Below are 19,811 nucleotides of genomic sequence, written 5' to 3' on the forward strand. Positions count from 1 at the left end.
CTTATTCGATAACCTTGCTTGCTTTACTAATCACATCATCTGACAAGGTAATTCCTAATTCTTTAGCAACTTTTTGGTTGACAACAACGGTACCCTCGTTAAAGATTTGTACAGGTGTATCCGCTGGATTGGCACCATCAAGAATTTTCGCAGCCATCTTACCAGTTGCCACACCCAAGTCATATTGGCTAAGGGTAACAGATGCGATACCTCCACCTTCTACCATGTCTTCTACGCTAGTGAAAATCGGAGTTTTGGTTTTATTTGCCACAGATACGACAGTTGAAAATGCTGAGGCAACTGTGTTGTCTACTGGTGTAAAGAGAACATCTGCTTTACTACTTGCGACCTCTACTGTCGCTGCAATTTCATTACTAGAAGCAACTGCATATTCAAGAACAGTATAGCCAGCCTCTTCTGCTGCTGCCTTAAATTCCGCTACTTGAATTTTTGAATTGTCCTCATTTGAAGAATAGAGGACACCGATAGTTTTAGCGTCTGGTGTAATTTCTTTAATGAGAGAAACTGCGTCTGCTACTGGTGTTTGGTCAGATACCCCTGTAATATTTCCACCAGGATTTTTCAAATCCGTCACCAGGTTGGCTCCGACTGGATCTGTTACAGCCCCCATGATAATGGGTAATTCTGTGGTTGCATTGGCAAGACCTTGTGCAGCAGGTGTTGCGATACCAATCAATAATTCATTGCCATTGTCCACCAATTTTTTACTCATGGTTTGAACTTGGGATTGATCACCCTCAGCATTCATAAAATCAATTTCTAAATTATCCGTTGTGGTATAACCACCTTCTTCAAGTCCTGCCTTGATTCCCTTATAAATCTCATCTAGTGAATCATGGGTTACAAACTGAAGAACCCCTATCTTAACTTTCTCCGTTGATGTAGATGAATTGTTCTGCTCTTTCTGTGTCATAAACAAAGCAGCAACTACCATAACAGTAAGGGCAACAATTGTAGCAAGTAAATTTTTATTTTTCAACATATTCATTCTCCTCGTAAAATACACAATATACAATTTCTACGTCATCAATATATTATCCCACCATCGCCATCGTTTCATCATGATTACCTCGTTTTGTTAATAATTGTCAAAGTAGATTGCTTTTAGATAAGGAACGGAGGCGCAGACATAACTCAAGTTAGGCAAGCCGAACGTGACGCAATATAAAAGCACTCTACGAAGACAATGGAAAAGCCCCCGCAGGAAAAAACAACCTGCGAGGGCGTCAATGACACGGTGCCACCTCACTTATGGGAATTGTCTAGAATCCTCCCATATCTCATCTCCTCTAACAAGGAGTTGCACTGTAAGGTGTGCGGACCGAACTATCATTGTTTTAAGTTCATTTACGTGACTGTTTTGGCTAGTTACTTCGTTAACTCTCCTTGCTATACCGCCAGTATAAGCTGCGTCGACCTGCCTCGTACTCAGCCAAAACAGTCTACGCAAAGTATGCTATACCAAACAATCCTTGTGAATTTAGGGCATTTTAGGACTAGGCAGTCGGGTGAAGGCAGTACTGGTGGTACGGCAAGCACGACTAACGACGTCATAAAATAGACATAAATGCACATCAGCCCATTTCATAAAACTCCGCCACCCGTTCTCAGCACCACAGGCTCCCTGAAGACTTCTGCTTTACTACTTCTTCTGATTACAGATGATTATACGGTATCCATCAGTCTTTGTCAATACTTTTGATTAAATTTTCTGAAAACTTTTTAATACCTTAAGAGTCTATTTTGAGCTATTGCTCAGGATACTGCCATTGGATTGAATAACTTCTTTATACCAGTAAAATGATTTCTTTCTATATCTAGTTAGACTGCCACTTCCATCATCATTTCTATCAACATAAATTAGTCCATATCTTTTAGATAATTGTGCGGTAGACATAGATACACAATCAATACAGCCCCAAGAAGTATAACCCATGACTTCTACGCCATCCTGTATCGCCTCCGCAACTTGTAAAAGGTGTTCTTGCATGTATTGAATTCGATAATCGTCATGAACAGTCAAACCACCAGCCTCATCCTTGACTAGCTGATCTTTAGCTCCCAAACCATTTTCAACAATGAATAAAGGAATCTGGTATCGATTATAATAACGATTTAGTGTCAATCTTAAACCAATTGGATCAATCTGCCAACCCCAATCAGAAGCTTCTAAATAAGGATTGACCAAACCACCCAAGATATTTCCTTTTCCAGATGAATATTTTGATGGATCTGCTGCCTGAGTAATACTCATATAATAACTGAAGGAGAGAAAATCAACCGTATTATTTTTTAATAACTCTTCATCACCTTCCACGAAAGTAATCTTTATGCCATTTTCTTTAAAGTATCTTTTGGCATAATTAGGATAATATCCTCTAACATGTATATCCGAAAATAAATAGTTCAAATTTTCATAGGCATGAGCCGCCCAAACATCTTCAGGATTGGGTGTCATTGGATAGGTCGGCATAGCTAAGACCATACAGCCAACCTTACAGTCAGGAATAATTTCATGAGCAATTTTGGTAACAAGACTAGAAGCTACAAGTTCATGGTGAATGGCCTGATATAAATCTTGTTTTGAAAGTTCTTCATTCGGCAAGTCAATTCCACCACTTGTAAAAGGCAATTCTAAGACAGAATTGACCTCGTTAAATGTCAACCAGTACTTAACCTTATCTTTGTATCGCTCAAAAACTGTACGAGCAAATTTTTCAAAAAATTGAATCATTTTTCTATCCACCCAGCCATGATATTTCCTTGCCAGATACAGGGGAGTTTCATAGTGAGAAAGAGTTACAAGAGGCTCTATACCATTCTTTAGAAGTTCATCAAAAAGTTCATCATAAAACTGTAGCCCTTCTTCATTTGGAAATTCTTCATCTCCATTCGGAAATATTCTACTCCAAGCAATTGATGTTCTAAATACCTTAAATCCCAACTCTGAAAACAGGGCTATATCTTCCTTGTATCGATGGTAAAAATCAATAGCTTGTAATTTCAAATTATCCTCCGTTGGTTCTTGGGTAGCTTCACCCAGTCCACCATTGGGGAGAACATCTTGAACGGATAATCCTTTTCCTCCCTCATTATATGCACCTTCTACTTGGTTTGCAGCTACTGCTCCTCCCCATAAGAAATTATCTGGAAAAATTGACATATACCCTCCTCGAATTATAAGACTGCTAATAAATCATCAGCATAGTTGACTTCCTCTTTTGTCGAAAGCAAGAGAACATCCAGATATTCCTGTGTATTTGTAACAACTACAGGAGTCACTATATCGTACCCTTCTGCGACAAGCATTTCTACATCCACTTCCAGCATCAGTTGACCCTTTTCAACTTTTTCCCCATCTGAAACATGGCTTACAAAACCTCTTCCTTTTAGCTCGACAGTTTCTAATCCAAAGTGGATAAGCAACTCTACCCCTTCATCACTTGTTAAACCGATTGCATGTTTTGTTGGAAAAAGACTGGTAACAGTCCCGTCAAATGGAGCATAGACTTTTCCATCCTTAGGGATAATTGCAACTCCTTCTCCAAGCATTTTTTTTGAAAACGTTGCATCATTTACTTTTTCTAAAGGGAGAATTTGACCTGAAAGAGGAGAGAAGACATTTTTTCTACTTGAAATGCCAGGTGCTACTTTTTCTAAATTAACTGTTGACGTTTCTTCATCAATACCTAGGAAATAGGCCAAAATAAATGTGACAATAATTGAAATTGCCGCAGCAATCATAGCATTAGTAATGTTTGAAGCTGCTTCAGAGTAAATAAATTGTGGCAAAGCAATGAGAGAAGGTACTGCAAAGAGGTATGCTTTTACACCTGTCAAACCAACAAATAATCCTGCTAGACCACCACCAATCATTGCTGCATACAATGGTTTTTTATACTTTAGAGTAACACCATATAAAGCAGGCTCAGTGACACCAGCAAATAAAGCTGAAAATCCAGCTGCAAAGGCTATTTGTTTTGTGTTACTATTTTTACTCTTAAATGCAACTGCGATAGAAGCGGCACCTTGTGCCAAGTTAGAACCTAACATCGCTGGTAGAATCAATACATCAGGTGTCGCGATTGAAGCTGCCAAGAAAATCGGTGCAAAAGCCCAGTGCATACCGGTCATAACGATAAATGGCATGATTGCTCCAAGAACTGCTAAAGTTAACCAACCAGCTACACCATGCATTTGTTCAACCAATTGCGATAATCCTTCACCAACAATAACGCCGAGAGGTCCAACAAGAACTAAAGCTATGAAACCTGAAACAAGCAGGACCAAGGTTGGCTGTAAGAAACTTTTCGTTACAGCTGGAGTGACCTTGTTAAAAACAGCTTCAATATACTTCATTAGCCAAACCATAATAAGAATTGGAATAACTGATGAACCATAGCTAGCAGGTGTAACAGGGGCACCTAAAAAATGAAGTGGATCACCTGAAGATACCATTTGAACAAAATTAGGATGTAGCAAAATACCAGCAACCGACATAGCTAAAGCAGGTGTAACTTTGAGTTTTTGTGAAGCTGAGTAGGCCAAAAAAATCGGCATAAAGTGATATGGTGCATCTCCAAAAAAGGCTAAAAATGAAATTGATTGGGAATCCGCTTTTAAAAGCCCCAGCATCGGTAAGACAATGACTAGAACTTTTATCATACCTCCACCAAGCATAGCTGGAATAAGTGGTGTCATAGAGCCAGCGATATACTCGATGACTTGTTCTAAGACATTTGCTTTTTTAAGCTGTTGAACTGAATCAGAATCAAATTTTCCTAATGCAGTAAATTCTTTATAGTAATTAGCTACATCATTACCTAAGATGATTTGATATTGTCCATTTTTTTTCATAATGCCAATGACTCCGGAAATGGATTTAACACGTTCATCGGACACGATATTCTCATCTTTCAGTTCCAGTCGCAATCTAGTAACGCAATGGGTTGCACGAAGAACATTCTTTTCTCCTCCGACTGCCCCTAGGATTGCCAATGCAGTATTCTTGTACTTCATAATAGACTCCTTATGATAAATTTTTTGTTAAACGCCGAATGTGAGCAATTAAATAGACTAATTCACTTGGACTCAGTAGATAATCATATTCTAACCGAATAAAGTCCGCTACTCGAGTTCCACATTGGTACTCTCTTGGATACTTCTTTTTCATTAACTCTAAAAGATCCACATCATCTTCATCATGGTATTCATTCCCCTCTACCAAACGATGAGCAAACAACTTAACATGTGTGATGAATCGGTAGTAATCAATAGAATCTTGATTGAATTCTGTAGAATAATAGTCTTGAATAATTTGTTCAATCTTCATGATAATTCCAGTAATACGATAAGATTCTTGAAAAATATTTTCCAAATTCGCATTGACAAAATGCAAAGCGATGAAGGCTGCTTCATCAACTGGGAGTTCGACATGTAAATCTTTTTTTATGATGGATAATGCTTTTTTCCCCAGTTCAAACTCCTCTTTATAATATTTGGCAATTTCCCATCTAAGAGGGTTCGTAACGACTACTCCTTCCTTATGTCTTTCTATACTAGAATTGATATGATCTGTCAAATTGATGTAAATAATCTCATCAAAATGATTTCCAAGTGTTATCTTTCCTAAATTTATTATTTTCTCACAAACATAAACCAACTCAATAGGAACATCGATAAATAGTTCCGTAAAGCGATTCATATTATCGCTATTCTTGAGCAAAAAACTTTTTTCTATCGAAGAAGGTGGGATCGCATCTCCGACCTTCTTTCCAAATGCAATTCCTTTACCAAACAACAAGATATCAACGTTCTTATTATTTTGTGCTATGACTGCATTATGATTTAATACACGCTTTATGATCATAAATTTTCCTTTAAACTTAAAATAAAAGAACCTACTTAAAAGAAATCGACATATATCGTATCGATTCATTTAAATAGGTTCCTGCTCGCCTTAAAGCGATAACATCCTTTTATTTCAATTATTAGTTGGTACTTCTAGCTTAAAAAATTTAATAACTCTGTAACCATTTTCAATTTTAATATAAATTAAAGAATTTGTCAATAATTTATAAAAATATAAGAATACTTCTTTTAGTCCCCTTCGTTAAAAAGTCACTGATTTATGATATACTAGACTGAGTTATAGCTATTAGAAAGAGGAAAACCATGTCTTTTGACGGATTTTTTTTACATCACATGACGGCTGAGTTAAGGGCCAATTTAGAAGGTGGGCGGATTCAGAAAATCAACCAGCCCTTTGAACAAGAGATTGTCCTCAACATCCGCAGCAACCGTCAGAGCCATAAATTGCTTCTGTCCGCCCATTCGGTTTTCGGTCGGGTTCAGCTGACCCAGTCGGACTTTACCAATCCAAAAGTGCCCAATACCTTTACCATGATTCTGCGGAAATACTTGCAGGGAGCCATTATCGAGGAGATTCGTCAGTTGGACAATGACCGTATCTTAGAATTTTCGGTGTCCAACAAGGACGAGATTGGCGACCATATCCAAGCAACCTTGATTGTGGAAATCATGGGCAAGCACAGCAATATCATCTTGGTAGATAAGTCTGAACAGAAGATTATTGAGGCTATCAAGCACGTTGGTTTCTCGCAAAATTCCTACCGAACCATCTTGCCAGGCTCCACCTATATTCGTCCACCGGAGACGCATTCTCTCAATCCTTATACGGTGTCTGACGAGAAATTGTTTGAAATCTTATCGACTCAGGAACTGAGTCCAAAAAATCTCCAACAGGTCTTTCAAGGTTTGGGTCGGGATACGGCTTCTGAACTGGCCAATCATTTGCAGATAGACCGCCTGAAGAACTTCCGTGCCTTTTTTGACCAGGCAACTCAGCCTAGCCTGACAGACAAATCCTATGCTGCTCTGCCATTTGCCAATAGCCCTGAAAACCAGCCACACTTTGAGAGCCTGAGCAGTCTGCTGGACTTCTACTATCAGGATAAGGCGGAGCGGGATCGGGTGGCCCAGCAGGCCAATGAGCTGATCAAGCGGGTAGCCAGTGAGTTGGAGAAAAATCGCAAGAAACTAATCAAGCAGGAGCAGGAATTGGCGGATACGGAGACGGCGGAGTTGGTGCGGCAAAAGGGCGAGCTCCTGACCACCTATCTGCATCAAGTGCCAAATGACCAGTCGAGTGTGCGGTTAGACAACTACTATACGGGCAAGGAACTGGAGATTGAGTTGGATGTGGCTTTGACTCCTAGCCAAAATGCCCAGCGGTACTTCAAGAAGTACCAGAAACTCAAGGAGGCGGTCAAGCACCTGACCAACTTGATTGAGGAGACCAAGTCGACCATTGTCTATCTGGAGTCCGTTGACACCATGCTGGGACAGGCTAGTCTGGCAGAAATCGATGAAATCCGTGAGGAATTGATTGAAACAGGCTACCTCAAACGCCGTCATCGTGAGAAAATCCATAAGCGTCAGAAACCTGAACGTTACTTGGCAACAGACGGGAAAACCATCATTCTGGTAGGAAAAAATAACCTGCAAAATGATGAGTTGACCTTCAAAATGGCCAAAAAAGGCGAACTCTGGTTCCATGCCAAAGACATTCCTGGTAGTCATGTGGTCATCACAGATAACTTGGACCCAAGTGACGAGGTCAAGACAGACGCAGCTGAATTAGCTGCCTACTTCTCCAAGGCCAGACATTCCAATCTGGTCCAAGTCGACATGATTGAAGCCAAAAAACTCCATAAGCCAACAGGTGGCAAACCAGGCTTTGTGACCTACCGAGGTCAGAAGACCCTCCGTGTCACCCCAACTGAAGATAAAATAAAATCCATGAAAATCTAGTTCATGGATTTTTCTGTATTGAAGCCTACTCCGCCTTATCAATATCTTCTCTAACTTCCTTAGCATTGAACTTAGCAAAAAGATATTGGCGGTCTTGGACTGGGAAGCGTTGGTCTAGTTGATCTACTGGCCCCACTTCCACCATTCCTTCTGAGATAACATAATCCATGACATGCCCGCCAAATGTCAAATCATCCGAAATAAAATGCAAATGATAGCCAGCCACACTGACCCCGTGAAAAATTTCTGGTGTCCAAATACCAACAATGGTACCTGAAATATTCTCAGCGGTATACTCAGGCTGACGACTTGCCACCTCCGCAAAACGAACATCAGAAGCCGATTTTGGAATCATGCGGACATGCATCCGTGAAAACGTCCCTTTGATTTTGATGGAGCGAAAAAGATTTTCCCCATCATAATAGGATTCAATCCGCTGATGCAATTCATCGCTGGTCATTTCAAAGCGTTGCTTAAAAATCACTTCTGCTTCATGGAAAATGACCGCTGCATAAGGAACCTTCATCTCAGCAGGAACTTCAACCACTTCTGGTTTCTCCCCTGCTCCCTTGGCCTGATAAGCCTTTCCATCCAAGACAATCAGCTCGCCATCAATGGAATCCAGGGTTCCCAAGCCCAAATCACCATGTTCCAACAATTCGCCAACCGTCAAGGAGCCGCCATACAGTCCAGCCATTAAGGCACCTAAGGTATTGTATTGAAATAATCGATTTACTTGCATAACCTACTCTTCATTCAAAAATTCTTGCATGGCTAAATCGTCTGGCACCAATTGGATATAACGACTAGCTTGCTCTTTTGCCTCATCCAAACGACCAAGTTGACGTAAAACCGCTACGTAATCAGCCAAAAATTCAGGATTCTCAGCAAATTCTCCAGCCAATTCATCGTAAAGCTCAATAGCTTCATCGTCTCTTTCTAGAGCTTGATAAGCCTTGGCCACATTCCAGCGAGCTAGAACGTTATCTACCTCTTCATCAAATAAAGCCACAACCTCTTCAAATCGTTCCTGCTCAAGATACAGATTGGACAAGCGCAGAGCTAGTTCGTTACTATCATCTGCTACCTCTTTTGCCCGTAGAAGATAATCTTCTGCCCCCGCCTCATCATGCAATTCATAGGCATACTGAGAAGCCTGGAGCAAGAGATTGGCGTCAAAATCATTTTTAGCCAGGCCTTTTTGAGTCATAACCAAGGCATCATCAATCTTATGCTCGACATGAAGCGACTGAGCATAGGCATATTCATAGCCCTCAAAATCAGGATTGATGGTATCCAACTGCTTGAAATAGAGATTTGCTTTTTGGTATTCTTCTCGTTCAAATAGCAGAGCTGCTAACTCAAAAACCGTCTGATCATCGTATTCCAACTCAACAGCTTTTTCCAAAAATTCAATCGCCGCTTCAAATTTCCCCAAACTTGCATAGGCAATACCAATTCGCTGATAGGTAGAAACTCCCGTTAATTCGTAGATCTCACGATTATCCAGCTGGGCATAGTAGGAAATAGCCTCATTAAAAAGCTCCAGTTCCATATCCAATTCTGCTAAGCCAAAGAGGATGATGGGTTCATCTGATAAGTGACTTGCTTCTAACAATTTTTCACGCGCCACATCCGACAAGCCTTCTGCCTGATACAGGTCCGCCTTAACCAACAAGGCTTCCACATAGACAGAACTGTCTTCCGAAATTTCCTCCAAGTATCCAAAAGATTCTTCAACCAAGCCATCTTCAAATGCTATTTGGGCAAGATTGATCAGTACTTCGGGAAATTCTTCTTTGACCTGCTCATAGATTTGTCTAGCCTGTGGGAAAAAACCAATGCCTTCTAAGTAGGCTGCCAAGGACAAAAGCGTTTCGCTATCATCTTGCACCAAGGCGCGCTTGAAATACTTATCTGCCTTGTCTAAATCCTGTTGGTCCAAACAAACCAACATTTTTTCACTATTGTTCATTCACAACCTCATTTTCTTCCATCTTCATACCAAACTACCCTGTGTGCCTTGTACCATTCAAATGCCGCTTTCACTAAAACCTTAATAGAGGCATATATTGGAATTCCCAGAAGAACTCCTAGGACACCATACATCTGACCAGCTGTCAATAATACAAACAAAATGGTAATCGGATGAATACTTAGGGAGCTTCCGATAATCAATGGTGTCACAAAACGACCTTCTATAGTTTGCTCAATCATAAAGACTACTAAAACCTTTATCAGCATGATTGGACCAGCAATCAATCCTAAAATAACAGCTGGAATCATGGCCAAGAAAGAACCCAAATACGGAATTAGATTGAGGAAACCAGCCATCACCCCCAAAGTTATTGGATAGCTAAGACCAATGATTGAGAACATCACTGAAAACATCAGGGCAACAATAATCGCAACGGTCACCTGACCACGAACATAGTTTGATAATTGCCCATTCACATCTGATAGTACTGTTCCAATCGGTTCTCTCCACTTGGTTGGTAGATATTGGGTGATGTGTTTATTCAAATACTGACCATCCCGTAATAGATAAAAGAGAATAAAGGGCATAATCAAAATAGCAACAATAATCTGTGAAGCGGTTGAAATCAAATTACTTGCCCAGTTCACAGCGCTTGAAGAAAACTTCTGAGCATAGGCAACGATCTGATCATTGACCTTATTTAACATCTCCAGAGCTGTTGGTCTAAATTGTTCAAAGCGCTGATCCTGTAGGAGCCCAGTTACCTGTCCTTCGATTTTCTGGATATTCGAAGGAAGATTTTGCGCAAAAGATGTCACTTGCTCTTGAATACTCGGAATTGCCACCGCCAGTCCCCAGATAATGAGAAGACTGATTAAAACAAAGAGAATGGAAATACCAACTGTACGAGAAATTTTATGCTTTTCCATCCAGTCAACCATCGGATTTAATAGGTAATACAAAAGACCTGTTAAAATCATCGGTAACAATACAATTTCTAAAAAGCTTCCTATTGGTCTGAATAAAAAACTAATTTTACTAAAAATAAATATGGTCAAAAAAGTCAGCAAGGTTACCAATAAAAATGTCACCGCTTGGCTATTTAAAAACAAGCGGAAAAACCAAGTCAGACTAAATTTTTGATGCTTATCCTCCATCTGATACACTCCTAGTCTTTTTTTCTATTGTAACATGGAGAAAGGATTTTTGTAAAAATCAACTACAGAATCTATACGACTTTCTCAGAAAAACATGGTATAATTTTATCAATCATTTCCAAAAAGGAGAATCCTATGGCTATCTATTTCGGTACCTATACAAAACGTGAATCAAAAGGAATTTATAAAGCAAATTTTGACTCTGAAACAGGACAACTTAGCAATCTAGAATTGGTCACTGAAGAACCTAACCCTACCTACCTTGCCTTTGATAAGGCCGGACATCTATACTCCGTCGGCGCTGAAAATGGTCTAGGAGGTATCGCTGCCTTTAATACTGACTATACTCTACTCAACCATGTTGTATCAGAGGGCGCACCACTTTGCTATGTCGCTGTAGATGAAGCAAGAGATTTAGTTTATGGTTCCAATTTCCACAAAGGGCAACTACTTGTTTATAAACGTTTGGCGGATGGTTCGCTAGAATTAGCTGATGTCGCTCAACACGAAGGATCTGGGCCGCACGAAAACCAAGCTTCCGCCCACGTTCACTTTTCTGATTTGACGCCCGATAAATTTTTAGTAACCTGTGATTTAGGATGTGATCAAGTGGTAACCTATAAGGTATCTGACCAAGGAAAAGTAGAGAAAATAGCAACCTATCAGGCTGCGCCAGGAAGTGGTCCACGTCACATTGTCTTCCATACTGTCGCAAAAATCGCCTATCTCATCTGTGAACTCAATTCAACTATTGAGGTGCTTATCTACGACGGCTGGGGACAATTTGAACACCTACAAACTGTCTCTACTCTCCCAGAAGACCATACTGGTTTCAACGGTACTGCCGCTATTCGCATCACAAAGGATGGTAAATTTATTTATGGATCCAACCGCGGAAACGACTCTATCGCAGTCTACAAAACGCTTGCTGATGCCAGCTTAGAATTAGTTGAAATCGTCCCAACAAATGGAAAAACTCCTCGCGATTTCACGCTTAGTCCTGATGAAAAGCATTTGATTGTTGTCCATCAAGATTCTGACAATGCAACTGTATTCAAAAGAGATGCCGAAAATGGCTGTTTGACTGAGCTTTCACACGATTTCTATGTTCCTGAAGCAGTTTGCGTTACATTTTTATAAGTCGTTTCAGTTGTGAAATCCGTACAGTTTTGGTTTAATAGTCTCATAGGAGGTGATTTCAACATGAATCCAGTAGATCTTTTTAACCAAGTAAAAGAATTGATTGCAAACAAAGACTTTGATGGTGCAAAACAATTTATCGAAGAAAACAAGGACCAATTCGGTGAATACTTGGAACAAGCAAAAGGCTTGTTATCAGGTTCTGAAGGTGTTAACGGTCTTTTAGATAAAGTTAAAGGCTTGTTCTAATACATGTAAAAACTAGGCTGAGAATGTTCAGTCTAGTTTTTTGTTTGTTCAAAAATATTTGTTATCTCTTGCAATGAAGGAATTATCCAATCGCTCTTCAATTTTTCATTTTCACTGGCATGCTTCCCAAAACCTGTCAGTATCCGTACAGTCCACATTCCCAAAGATTTAGCAGGCAGAATATCATTATCAAACCTATCCCCGACATAGACAACTCTATCTGCAGGGATGTTTGTTTTTTGCAAGGCAAGTGTGAAAATAGCTGTATTTGGTTTAGATAGCCCAACCTCTTCAGAGAGGATGATGAGTTGAAAATAAGACTCAATTCCCCACTCTTTAAGCAGTTCTCTAATACTACTAGACTGATTGGCAATAATCCCCAATCGATAGTTTTGTGATAACTTCTCTAGAGCATCTATTGTTTCAGGATACAAGCTCACACCCTCATTTGTCCACAAAGGACGTGGCTCGGTCGGTGCAAAATAGTGCCAGGTCGAACGAATGGGATCCAGCGACTTATGAGCATACTCCACCATTTTCTTTTTATAAGAATCTGATGAAACCTCTATATCCAGAGACTCTAACTTCTTCACACACTTGTCTATATAATAACCATAAGCAGCCTCTTCATCTAAAAGCGTCGAACCCAAATCAAAAAATATCCACTCTATCATCCCACTCTCCATCTCTTTTCAAAATGAGAATACTTAAGTTGATCTGCCTTTTTAGAATATCATTTTATCAATATCAAGGCAAAGAAAATTCCCTAGGAATTTCAGTCTAGTTTTCTATTCATTCTTAAAAATAGTTAGGACCTATCTTGTCATAGATTTTCACGCATCAATAGACATCTTTACGATGTCCAAACTCAAGTGCTAAAATAACCAACTTATCATCTTGAATATCGCAAATCAGTCGGTAATCTCCGATACGATAACGCCACTCGTTAGCATGATTGCCTGTCAAACCTTTACCATTGGCGCGTGGATTATCAGTCCCTTCTAAGTGTTTATCAATCCAAGCAAACAACAGCCTCTGAATTTGCCTATCTAATTTCATAATTTGCTTTTGAGCCTTTTTAGAATACTCTAAATGATACATGCTATAATCCTAGCTCTTTCTTAAAATCAGCATGACTAATTGTTTCTGGATCTGCTTTGTACTCATCATAAGCTTGATGATAGATTTTTAAATCATACTCATCTTCAATATCACGCTCCAAAGCTTTCTTAAAAAGGCTAGAAAGACTTTGACCTGTTAATTGTGCATAGCTTTTAAAGAATACTTCTTCTTCTTGATTTAATCTGATTGTCACTGTACTCATGATATTCACCTCGCTTCTTTGTGTTACATTGTAACACATTTTTAAAGTATCTGTCAATCTATCAAAAAAGTACCTTGGGATGATGCCCCAAAGTGCCTTATATCAAGGCTTTACAGCCCTTAAATCATATAAAGTCAAAGAACAAGTCCGAATATTTTCAGACTTGTTCTTACTATATCCCTCACTATACTAGCTCGGGGATAAATTAGTACACTGTACTACGAAAAACAAGTCTGGAAATTTCCAGACTTGTTCTTACTATAACCCTCGCTATGCTAGCTCAGGGATAAAACAGTCTCCCAGACTGTTTTATTTTTTCAAGTTGTAGAATGAGTTCAAGCCTTTGTAGACTGCAACTTCACCAAGTTGATCTTCGATACGAAGCAATTGGTTGTATTTAGCGATACGGTCTGTACGTGACAATGAACCAGTCTTGATTTGGCCAGCGTTAGTTGCAACTGCGATGTCAGCGATTGTTGAATCTTCAGTTTCACCTGAACGGTGTGATACAACGGCAGTGTAGCCAGCTTCTTTAGCCATTTCGATAGCTTCAAATGTTTCAGTAAGAGTACCGATTTGGTTAACTTTGATAAGGATTGAGTTAGCAGCACCTTCTTTGATACCACGTGCAAGGTAGTCAGTGTTTGTTACGAAGAAGTCGTCACCAACCAATTGAACGCGTTTGCCAAGACGCTCAGTAAGAGCTTTCCAGCCATCCCAGTCGTTTTCATCCATACCATCTTCGATAGTGATGATTGGGTATTTGTTAACCAATTCTTCAAGGTAGTCGATTTGTTCTGCAGATGTACGAACAGCAGCGCCTTCACCTTCGAATTTAGTGTAGTCGTAAACTTTACGTTCTTTGTCGTAGAATTCAGATGACGCACAGTCGAAACCAATCATGATGCCGTTTTCACCAGCTTCGTAACCAGCAGCTTCGATAGCTTCGATGATTGTTTCAACACCGTCTTCAGTTCCTTCGAACTTAGGAGCGAAACCACCTTCGTCACCAACAGCTGTTACCAAACCACGAGCTTTCAAGATTTTCTTCAAAGCGTGGAATACTTCAGCACCCCAACGAAGACCTTCTTTGAATGAAGGAGCGCCAACTGGCAAGATCATGAATTCTTGGAAAGCGATTGGAGCGTCTGAGTGAGAACCACCGTTGATGATGTTCATCATTGGAGTTGGCAATACTTTAGTGTTGAATCCACCAAGGTAAGTGTAAAGTGGCACTTCAAGGTAGTCAGCAGCAGCACGCGCAACAGCGATAGAAACACCGAGGATTGCGTTTGCACCCAATTTACCTTTGTTAGGAGTACCGTCAAGAGCGATCATAGCGCGGTCGATAGCTTGTTGATCACGAACGTCAAAACCGATGATAGCGTCAGCAATCACGTTGTTCACGTTGTCAACAGCTTTTTGAGTACCAAGACCAAGGTAACGAGATTTGTCACCGTCGCGAAGCTCAACTGCTTCGTGCTCACCAGTAGAAGCTCCTGAAGGAACCATACCACGTCCGAAAGCACCTGATTCAGTATAAACTTCAACTTCAAGTGTAGGGTTACCGCGTGAGTCAAGGACTTCGCGAGCGTAAACATCAGTAATAATTGACATTATATTACTCTCCTTTGAGTTTAAAATTGTTACATAGCTATCATACCCTAAAAGAAGGGATTTTTCAAGAAAAAACAGGTTATTTTACTGAAAGAAATAATGTAAACGCCTTCCTTTTCAAAGTTAACTGAGTATGTTATACTGAAACCATGAACGATTTAAATACTACCATACTACAGAAAGCCTCTGGCGAAACACGATTGAATCCAGATGAACAGCGTCTATACATGGGAACCTATCGCGAACGGGTTGTCCTGATCGTTTCCTTTGACGATTTGAGTAGTGAAGTCGTCGGAAATAAGTTCGATACAATTTGCCAAAAACTAGCAAACAGATACTCTCCTCTATTCCTCAAACTCTCGCCAGCCCTGTCTGACAAGCAACAAATTTCACTACTAAAAATTGCTCAGACCTTTGGCATTACTACCGCTATCATCGATGAAAAAATAGGACAATCTCCCTACGCACTTGTCTTTCACACAAATCACGCTGTGGATAATGAAGAAGTTAGCTTAGAATCCATATTTCCAAATCTTATCTCAAAACCAGAAGAAAAAAAGGAAGATGCAAAACCTTCCTTCTGGAAAAAATTATTTGGTTAGACTTATTTAACGATAAAGCAGTATAAATATTAAAGTAAAAATAATACAGGTTAGACAAAGGATTCCTAGCAATCTGCCTCTTTCATTTTTTTCATTGAAAAAGAACATTGCTCCGTTTGCCTTTATTACATTCATTTCCGTTACTCTTTCTTTTTCGGAAAGTCTCATAACGGATACTAGCTTTGCAAGACAAATAAAAATAAATAAGATAATAGCCACATATTTCACTAATTCCATCTTTGTTGGCCTCCTAACTGAAGAATTCTTGCCACCTGCTCTGCCGTGCGGACCAGGTTTTTTTCTGCTTTTTGAAGCGTGTCCTCCAAACTTTCAACGCTTGCAATTATCGGAAAAGCGGCGCAGATATTTTCAAAAGGAAACTCGGGAAGATCGTCTTTGAGGCTACCACAAATTGCAATGATGGGAATCCCCGTCGGCGTCCGTCTAGCTACTCCTATTGGAGTCTTCCCTGATAAGCTTTGGGCATCCATCCGCCCTTCTCCGACCACAACCAGACCCGCTTTGGTGACGCGATGATCAAAGTCCAACTGATCCAAGACAAAGTCGATGCCTTTTCGAATGCGAGCACCAGCAAATTGGACTAAACCTGCTGCCATACCTCCTCCAGCACCCGCTCCTGCCAAATCGAGTAGCATTGGATTAACTAATTTATAAAAGGACTCCATTTTCTTGTCTACTAGTTCAAATTCAGCAGAGGTAAGACCTTTCTGACCTGCAAAAACAAATGTGGCACCCGCTGGTCCGCAAAGCGGATTCTCCACATCCGTTACCAAATCAATCCTGACCTGAGATAGATCTACCAACATATCCTCTGTGGAAAAGCTGACAATCTCCCCGATATGAGCTCCAATTGCCTCTACTTCTTTTCCCTCTCGATTATAAAATTTCACTCCTAAACCTGCCGCCATTCCGATACCACCATCATGACTGGCAGAGCCACCTACTCCTATAAATATGCGTTTAACACCATTTTGAACGAGCTCCACAATCAGCTCCCCAACCCCTTGTGTCTTAATAAAGAGAGGACTCCTTCTTTCATGCGGGATACTTGCCAGCCCTACAATCTCAGCCATTTCAAAAACCGCAAGATCATCTTTAACCGCATAGGAAACCTTAATTTTATCTCCAAATGGACCTGTCACCCAAGTCTGGGTTCCATCCAAGGATAAGGCTTGCATTAGACTCTCAACTGTCCCTTCGCCACCATCTCCTAGGGGAATTAAGTCATACCCTGCTTGTGGGTAAACTTTAGAAAATCCTTTTTTAATCGCTTCAGCAACCTTTGTAGCTGAAAGAGACTCTTTAAATGAATCCGGAGCAATGAGAATATGCATGGTACTAACCTCCTTTATATTATTAGTATATCACGCTCCTAGTCAGCTTTCAATAAATCTTTTCTGTTTTTCATCGTCTGTGTTATACTGAAAGAAAGGAGATAAGTATGTATCAAACTATATTATTTGACTTAGATGGAACACTTACTGATTCTGGACAAGGAATCTTAAACTCCGTCGCCTACGCACTAGAAAAAATGGGAATCGAAGAACCAGATACAGCCAATTTAAACCGATTCATCGGTCCGCCACTCTATGAATCTTTTTCTCGATTCTACCAACTCAGCCCTGAAGATACACAAAGTGCAGTTGATGCTTTCCGTGTCTATTTTAAAGAAAAAGGAATGTTTGAAAATCAACTCTATCCTGGAATCATCCCTCTGCTTGAAGAATTGAGAACGGCTGGAAAAACACTAGTAATTGCTACCTCAAAGCCAGAAATATTTGCCAAACAGATTCTAGAACATTTTGGTATCTCACACTACTTTGATGTCATTGCCGGTGCTAGTCTGGATAGTAGTCGCATCAGTAAGGCGGACGTCATCTGCTATGCTATAAATCAATTAGAAGCATTTCCAAACCATGCTGTGATGATTGGAGATAGGGAACATGACATTGAAGGAGCACGCATGCACCAACTTCCCGCCATCGGTGTTCTTTACGGCTATGGGAACAAACAGGAATTTGAAAAGGCTGGGGCCACCATGATAGTCGAAACCGTCCAAGATTTGAAAAGGGTTTTACTGACAACAGAATAGAAGAGGCTGGGCAAAAAGACCAACCTCGCTTCTCAGGGTTCGTGTCAACATCTCAGCGCAGTGGTTGATTGGCAGATTTGTTCGTGTTTTACACTCCAAATCTGACCTCTATGACTGATGCGAACAGAGTTCGCTTCATTTCCAACCTCAAACTGTCTCCCAGACAGTTTGAGCTGTGCGGGGGTGGGAGTGAAACAGTCTGGGGATAGACTGTTTCAGCTCAACAACTAGAAATAAAGACTTGTTGACGAACTCTTTTTCTACCATTTGTCAAGTCTATCAAGGCTTTAAGCAAAAAAATAAAGCATAACAGTAGCTATTTTGAGGCTGCTACCTTATTTTTGTCACTAATTTAGCTATAAAAGGGCATGACAAAATGACACCTTATCTAGTATTTTTTGAAATAAGGTGTTACAATGATAGAGCATAAACAGTTTTACCGATTTTGGGTTGAAGCGTAATCGTAAAGTTTGTTATGCATAATGAGGTAATACATTGTCCGAATGAGACGATGTATGGAGGCAATCGTGTGCGGCTTCGTTGAAGTCGTTTGCGATTGTCTTTTTCGTTTCTCATAAAAGTCTGCGATATGGCAAGGATTGGTATGACTGACTGAAGCGATATTGTGGATACACTTGAACAGAATCTTTCTAGCGTAGGGATTGCCACGCTTGGTAATGTGTTCCTTAGCGAGGAAGTTACCAGATTCATAGTGTCTCAGGTCAATACCGATAAAGGCATTGATTTGATTGGCAGACTGAAAACGGCGAATATCTCCCAGTTCACCAATAATACTTGTTGCAGTCGTCTCAGCTATTCCAGGAATAGAGAGCAGAATGTCATATTCAGGTAATGGCTGAGCTAGTTCCACCATTTGGTCTAAGACTGCTTGTCTCTGTTCAGAAAGCCGAAGCAATTCTTTTGCATAGTAATGCACCTCTTCCAGTATTGGAGAGGTTTTCTTGACGGCACAATACGATTGATTAGCTAGTGCTGTCAGCTTCTCAGCTAAGTACGCCACACGCTTGTCAGAAATCCGTTTTGAGGTGGACTGACGAATGCTCTTTGATAGTTCATTCTTGCTTAAATCAAGCACGAAGTCCTTGCAAGGAAAGGTTATGACCAAGTTCCAGTATTGTTCGCCAGTTGGTGTTGACAAGATATTTTCCAATTCAGGGAAAGTGACTTGTAAGACCTTGTGCAGACGGTTTTTAGCCCGAACAATGTCCTCGGTCAGATTCTGATAGAAACGGCTGAGATCCCGCAAGTTTTGGTAGACTTTTTCTTGGACATACGTCGGTTTACGATTCAGTACACACTGAGATTGAGCCAGTTTTTCAGCGTCAATTTGATTTGTTTTCCGCACACGCAAGCTATCCAGTTGCTTCTTGGCTTCTAAGGGATTGAGTCGTGTATAAGCGTAGCCATGTTCATCCAGAAAAGCTTGAAGACGACGAGAATAGACACCTGTTGCTTCAAAGATGATTTCTGGCTTATGGACGGTTTTCAAATCGCCAAGTAGCCGAGAAAAGCCAATGGCATCATTGGACATGGTGTAGTTATGTACCTTCTCGCCGTTGACTAGAATGGCCACTTCTGAACTTGCCTTACTCACATCAATCCCAAAAACTACTCGCATGATATTACCTCTTTGTCTTGAATGATTCCTTGTTTTAGTGATGTCATTTTCAATACTCGACGTCTGGCGTCCCACATACTTTGATAACATTCTTTCTAAAACAGGTGTCTTGCCAGTTTTTGTTGCGACGTCTAGCGT

The 19,811-nt window shown here is 40.3% G+C and carries 19 protein-coding genes; 5 read left to right on the forward strand and 14 right to left on the reverse strand.

Annotation, left to right across the window (positions count from 1 at the left end; translation table 11 throughout):
• Position 1 precedes the first annotated feature (1 nt).
• The 4 genes from trpX to licT all read right to left on the reverse strand — a co-directional run bounded on the left by trpX (position 2) and on the right by licT (position 5,890).
• Complete coding sequence (gene trpX, locus YYK_RS06505) at positions 2 to 1,003, reverse strand: tryptophan ABC transporter substrate-binding protein (protein ID WP_012775251.1); 1,002 nt, start codon at positions 1,001 to 1,003, stop codon at positions 2 to 4.
• A 756-nt stretch (positions 1,004 to 1,759) separates the two neighbouring features.
• Positions 1,760 to 3,184 carry a glycoside hydrolase family 1 protein gene (locus YYK_RS06510; RefSeq protein WP_012027423.1) on the reverse strand — a complete coding sequence of 475 codons (1,425 nt, stop codon included), beginning with the start codon at positions 3,182 to 3,184 and terminating at the stop codon, positions 1,760 to 1,762.
• Positions 3,185 to 3,198: 14 nt separating this feature from the next.
• Entirely contained in the window at positions 3,199 to 5,040 is a 1,842-nt protein-coding gene (locus YYK_RS06515) for a beta-glucoside-specific PTS transporter subunit IIABC (RefSeq protein WP_012027425.1), read from the reverse strand.
• A gap of 10 nt (positions 5,041 to 5,050) precedes the next feature.
• Positions 5,051 to 5,890 (reverse strand): BglG family transcription antiterminator LicT, encoded by an 840-nt coding sequence (gene licT, locus YYK_RS06520; RefSeq protein ID WP_012775252.1) that lies wholly within the window; start codon positions 5,888 to 5,890, stop codon positions 5,051 to 5,053.
• Positions 5,891 to 6,195: 305 nt separating this feature from the next.
• Here licT and YYK_RS06525 point away from each other — a divergent pair, with 305 nt between their 5' ends.
• Positions 6,196 to 7,854 carry an Rqc2 family fibronectin-binding protein gene (locus tag YYK_RS06525; RefSeq protein ID WP_012027427.1) on the forward strand — a complete coding sequence of 553 codons (1,659 nt, stop codon included), beginning with the start codon at positions 6,196 to 6,198 and terminating at the stop codon, positions 7,852 to 7,854.
• 25 nt (positions 7,855 to 7,879) lie between these two features.
• Here the strand turns inward: YYK_RS06525 and budA are convergent, their stop codons facing one another.
• The 3 genes from budA to YYK_RS06540 are packed head-to-tail and all read right to left on the reverse strand — an operon-like array spanning position 7,880 to position 10,989.
• Entirely contained in the window at positions 7,880 to 8,596 is a 717-nt protein-coding gene (gene budA, locus YYK_RS06530; protein WP_012027428.1) for an acetolactate decarboxylase, read from the reverse strand.
• A 3-nt stretch (positions 8,597 to 8,599) separates the two neighbouring features.
• The gene (locus YYK_RS06535; RefSeq protein WP_012775253.1) at positions 8,600 to 9,829 is read right to left on the reverse strand and encodes a tetratricopeptide repeat protein; all 1,230 of its coding nucleotides are present in this window, start codon (positions 9,827 to 9,829) and stop codon (positions 8,600 to 8,602) included.
• An 8-nt stretch (positions 9,830 to 9,837) separates the two neighbouring features.
• Positions 9,838 to 10,989, reverse strand: a complete 1,152-nt coding sequence (locus tag YYK_RS06540) for an AI-2E family transporter (RefSeq protein ID WP_014917284.1) — start codon at positions 10,987 to 10,989, stop codon at positions 9,838 to 9,840.
• A gap of 135 nt (positions 10,990 to 11,124) precedes the next feature.
• Here YYK_RS06540 and YYK_RS06545 point away from each other — a divergent pair, with 135 nt between their 5' ends.
• Together YYK_RS06545 and YYK_RS06550 are read left to right on the forward strand one after the other, a co-directional pair.
• Positions 11,125 to 12,129 carry a lactonase family protein gene (locus YYK_RS06545; protein WP_012028380.1) on the forward strand — a complete coding sequence of 335 codons (1,005 nt, stop codon included), beginning with the start codon at positions 11,125 to 11,127 and terminating at the stop codon, positions 12,127 to 12,129.
• Between the two features lie 63 nt (positions 12,130 to 12,192).
• On the forward strand, positions 12,193 to 12,378 hold the full coding sequence (locus YYK_RS06550) for a hypothetical protein (RefSeq protein WP_002935693.1): 186 nt from the start codon (positions 12,193 to 12,195) through the stop codon (positions 12,376 to 12,378).
• Between the two features lie 32 nt (positions 12,379 to 12,410).
• Here YYK_RS06550 and YYK_RS06555 read toward each other — a convergent pair whose 3' ends face one another.
• The 4 genes from YYK_RS06555 to eno all read right to left on the reverse strand — a co-directional run bounded on the left by YYK_RS06555 (position 12,411) and on the right by eno (position 15,319).
• Positions 12,411 to 13,052: an HAD family hydrolase gene (locus tag YYK_RS06555; protein ID WP_012775255.1), complete on the reverse strand. Its 642-nt coding sequence runs from the start codon at positions 13,050 to 13,052 to the stop codon at positions 12,411 to 12,413.
• Between the two features lie 166 nt (positions 13,053 to 13,218).
• Positions 13,219 to 13,479: a type II toxin-antitoxin system RelE family toxin gene (locus tag YYK_RS06560; RefSeq protein WP_012027435.1), complete on the reverse strand. Its 261-nt coding sequence runs from the start codon at positions 13,477 to 13,479 to the stop codon at positions 13,219 to 13,221.
• 1 nt (position 13,480) lies between these two features.
• Complete coding sequence (gene relB / locus YYK_RS06565) at positions 13,481 to 13,702, reverse strand: type II toxin-antitoxin system RelB family antitoxin (protein ID WP_012775256.1); 222 nt, start codon at positions 13,700 to 13,702, stop codon at positions 13,481 to 13,483.
• Between the two features lie 309 nt (positions 13,703 to 14,011).
• Positions 14,012 to 15,319, reverse strand: coding sequence for a surface-displayed alpha-enolase (gene eno, locus YYK_RS06570; RefSeq protein WP_002935704.1), 1,308 nt, complete (start codon positions 15,317 to 15,319; stop codon positions 14,012 to 14,014).
• Positions 15,320 to 15,468: 149 nt separating this feature from the next.
• Between eno and YYK_RS06575 the strand changes: the two genes are divergently transcribed.
• A complete protein-coding gene (locus tag YYK_RS06575; RefSeq protein ID WP_012028381.1) occupies positions 15,469 to 15,921 on the forward strand; it encodes a DUF1694 domain-containing protein in 453 nt (150 codons plus the stop codon).
• A gap of 6 nt (positions 15,922 to 15,927) precedes the next feature.
• Here the strand turns inward: YYK_RS06575 and YYK_RS06580 are convergent, their stop codons facing one another.
• Both YYK_RS06580 and YYK_RS06585 read right to left on the reverse strand, forming a co-directional pair.
• The gene (locus tag YYK_RS06580; RefSeq protein ID WP_014917285.1) at positions 15,928 to 16,158 is read right to left on the reverse strand and encodes a hypothetical protein; all 231 of its coding nucleotides are present in this window, start codon (positions 16,156 to 16,158) and stop codon (positions 15,928 to 15,930) included.
• Complete coding sequence (locus YYK_RS06585; RefSeq protein ID WP_012028382.1) at positions 16,149 to 17,276, reverse strand: glycerate kinase family protein; 1,128 nt, start codon at positions 17,274 to 17,276, stop codon at positions 16,149 to 16,151. The genes YYK_RS06580 and YYK_RS06585 overlap by 10 nt, the downstream gene beginning before the upstream one ends.
• Before the next feature lie 107 nt (positions 17,277 to 17,383).
• Here YYK_RS06585 and YYK_RS06590 point away from each other — a divergent pair, with 107 nt between their 5' ends.
• Complete coding sequence (locus tag YYK_RS06590) at positions 17,384 to 18,034, forward strand: HAD family hydrolase (RefSeq protein WP_012027441.1); 651 nt, start codon at positions 17,384 to 17,386, stop codon at positions 18,032 to 18,034.
• Between the two features lie 436 nt (positions 18,035 to 18,470).
• Here the strand turns inward: YYK_RS06590 and YYK_RS06595 are convergent, their stop codons facing one another.
• Positions 18,471 to 19,673, reverse strand: a complete 1,203-nt coding sequence (locus YYK_RS06595) for an IS110 family RNA-guided transposase (protein ID WP_014917286.1) — start codon at positions 19,671 to 19,673, stop codon at positions 18,471 to 18,473.
• Positions 19,674 to 19,811: the final 138 nt, after the last annotated feature.

It is taken from the genome of Streptococcus suis S735, assembly GCF_000294495.1.
GTDB classification, from domain to species: domain Bacteria; phylum Bacillota; class Bacilli; order Lactobacillales; family Streptococcaceae; genus Streptococcus; species Streptococcus suis.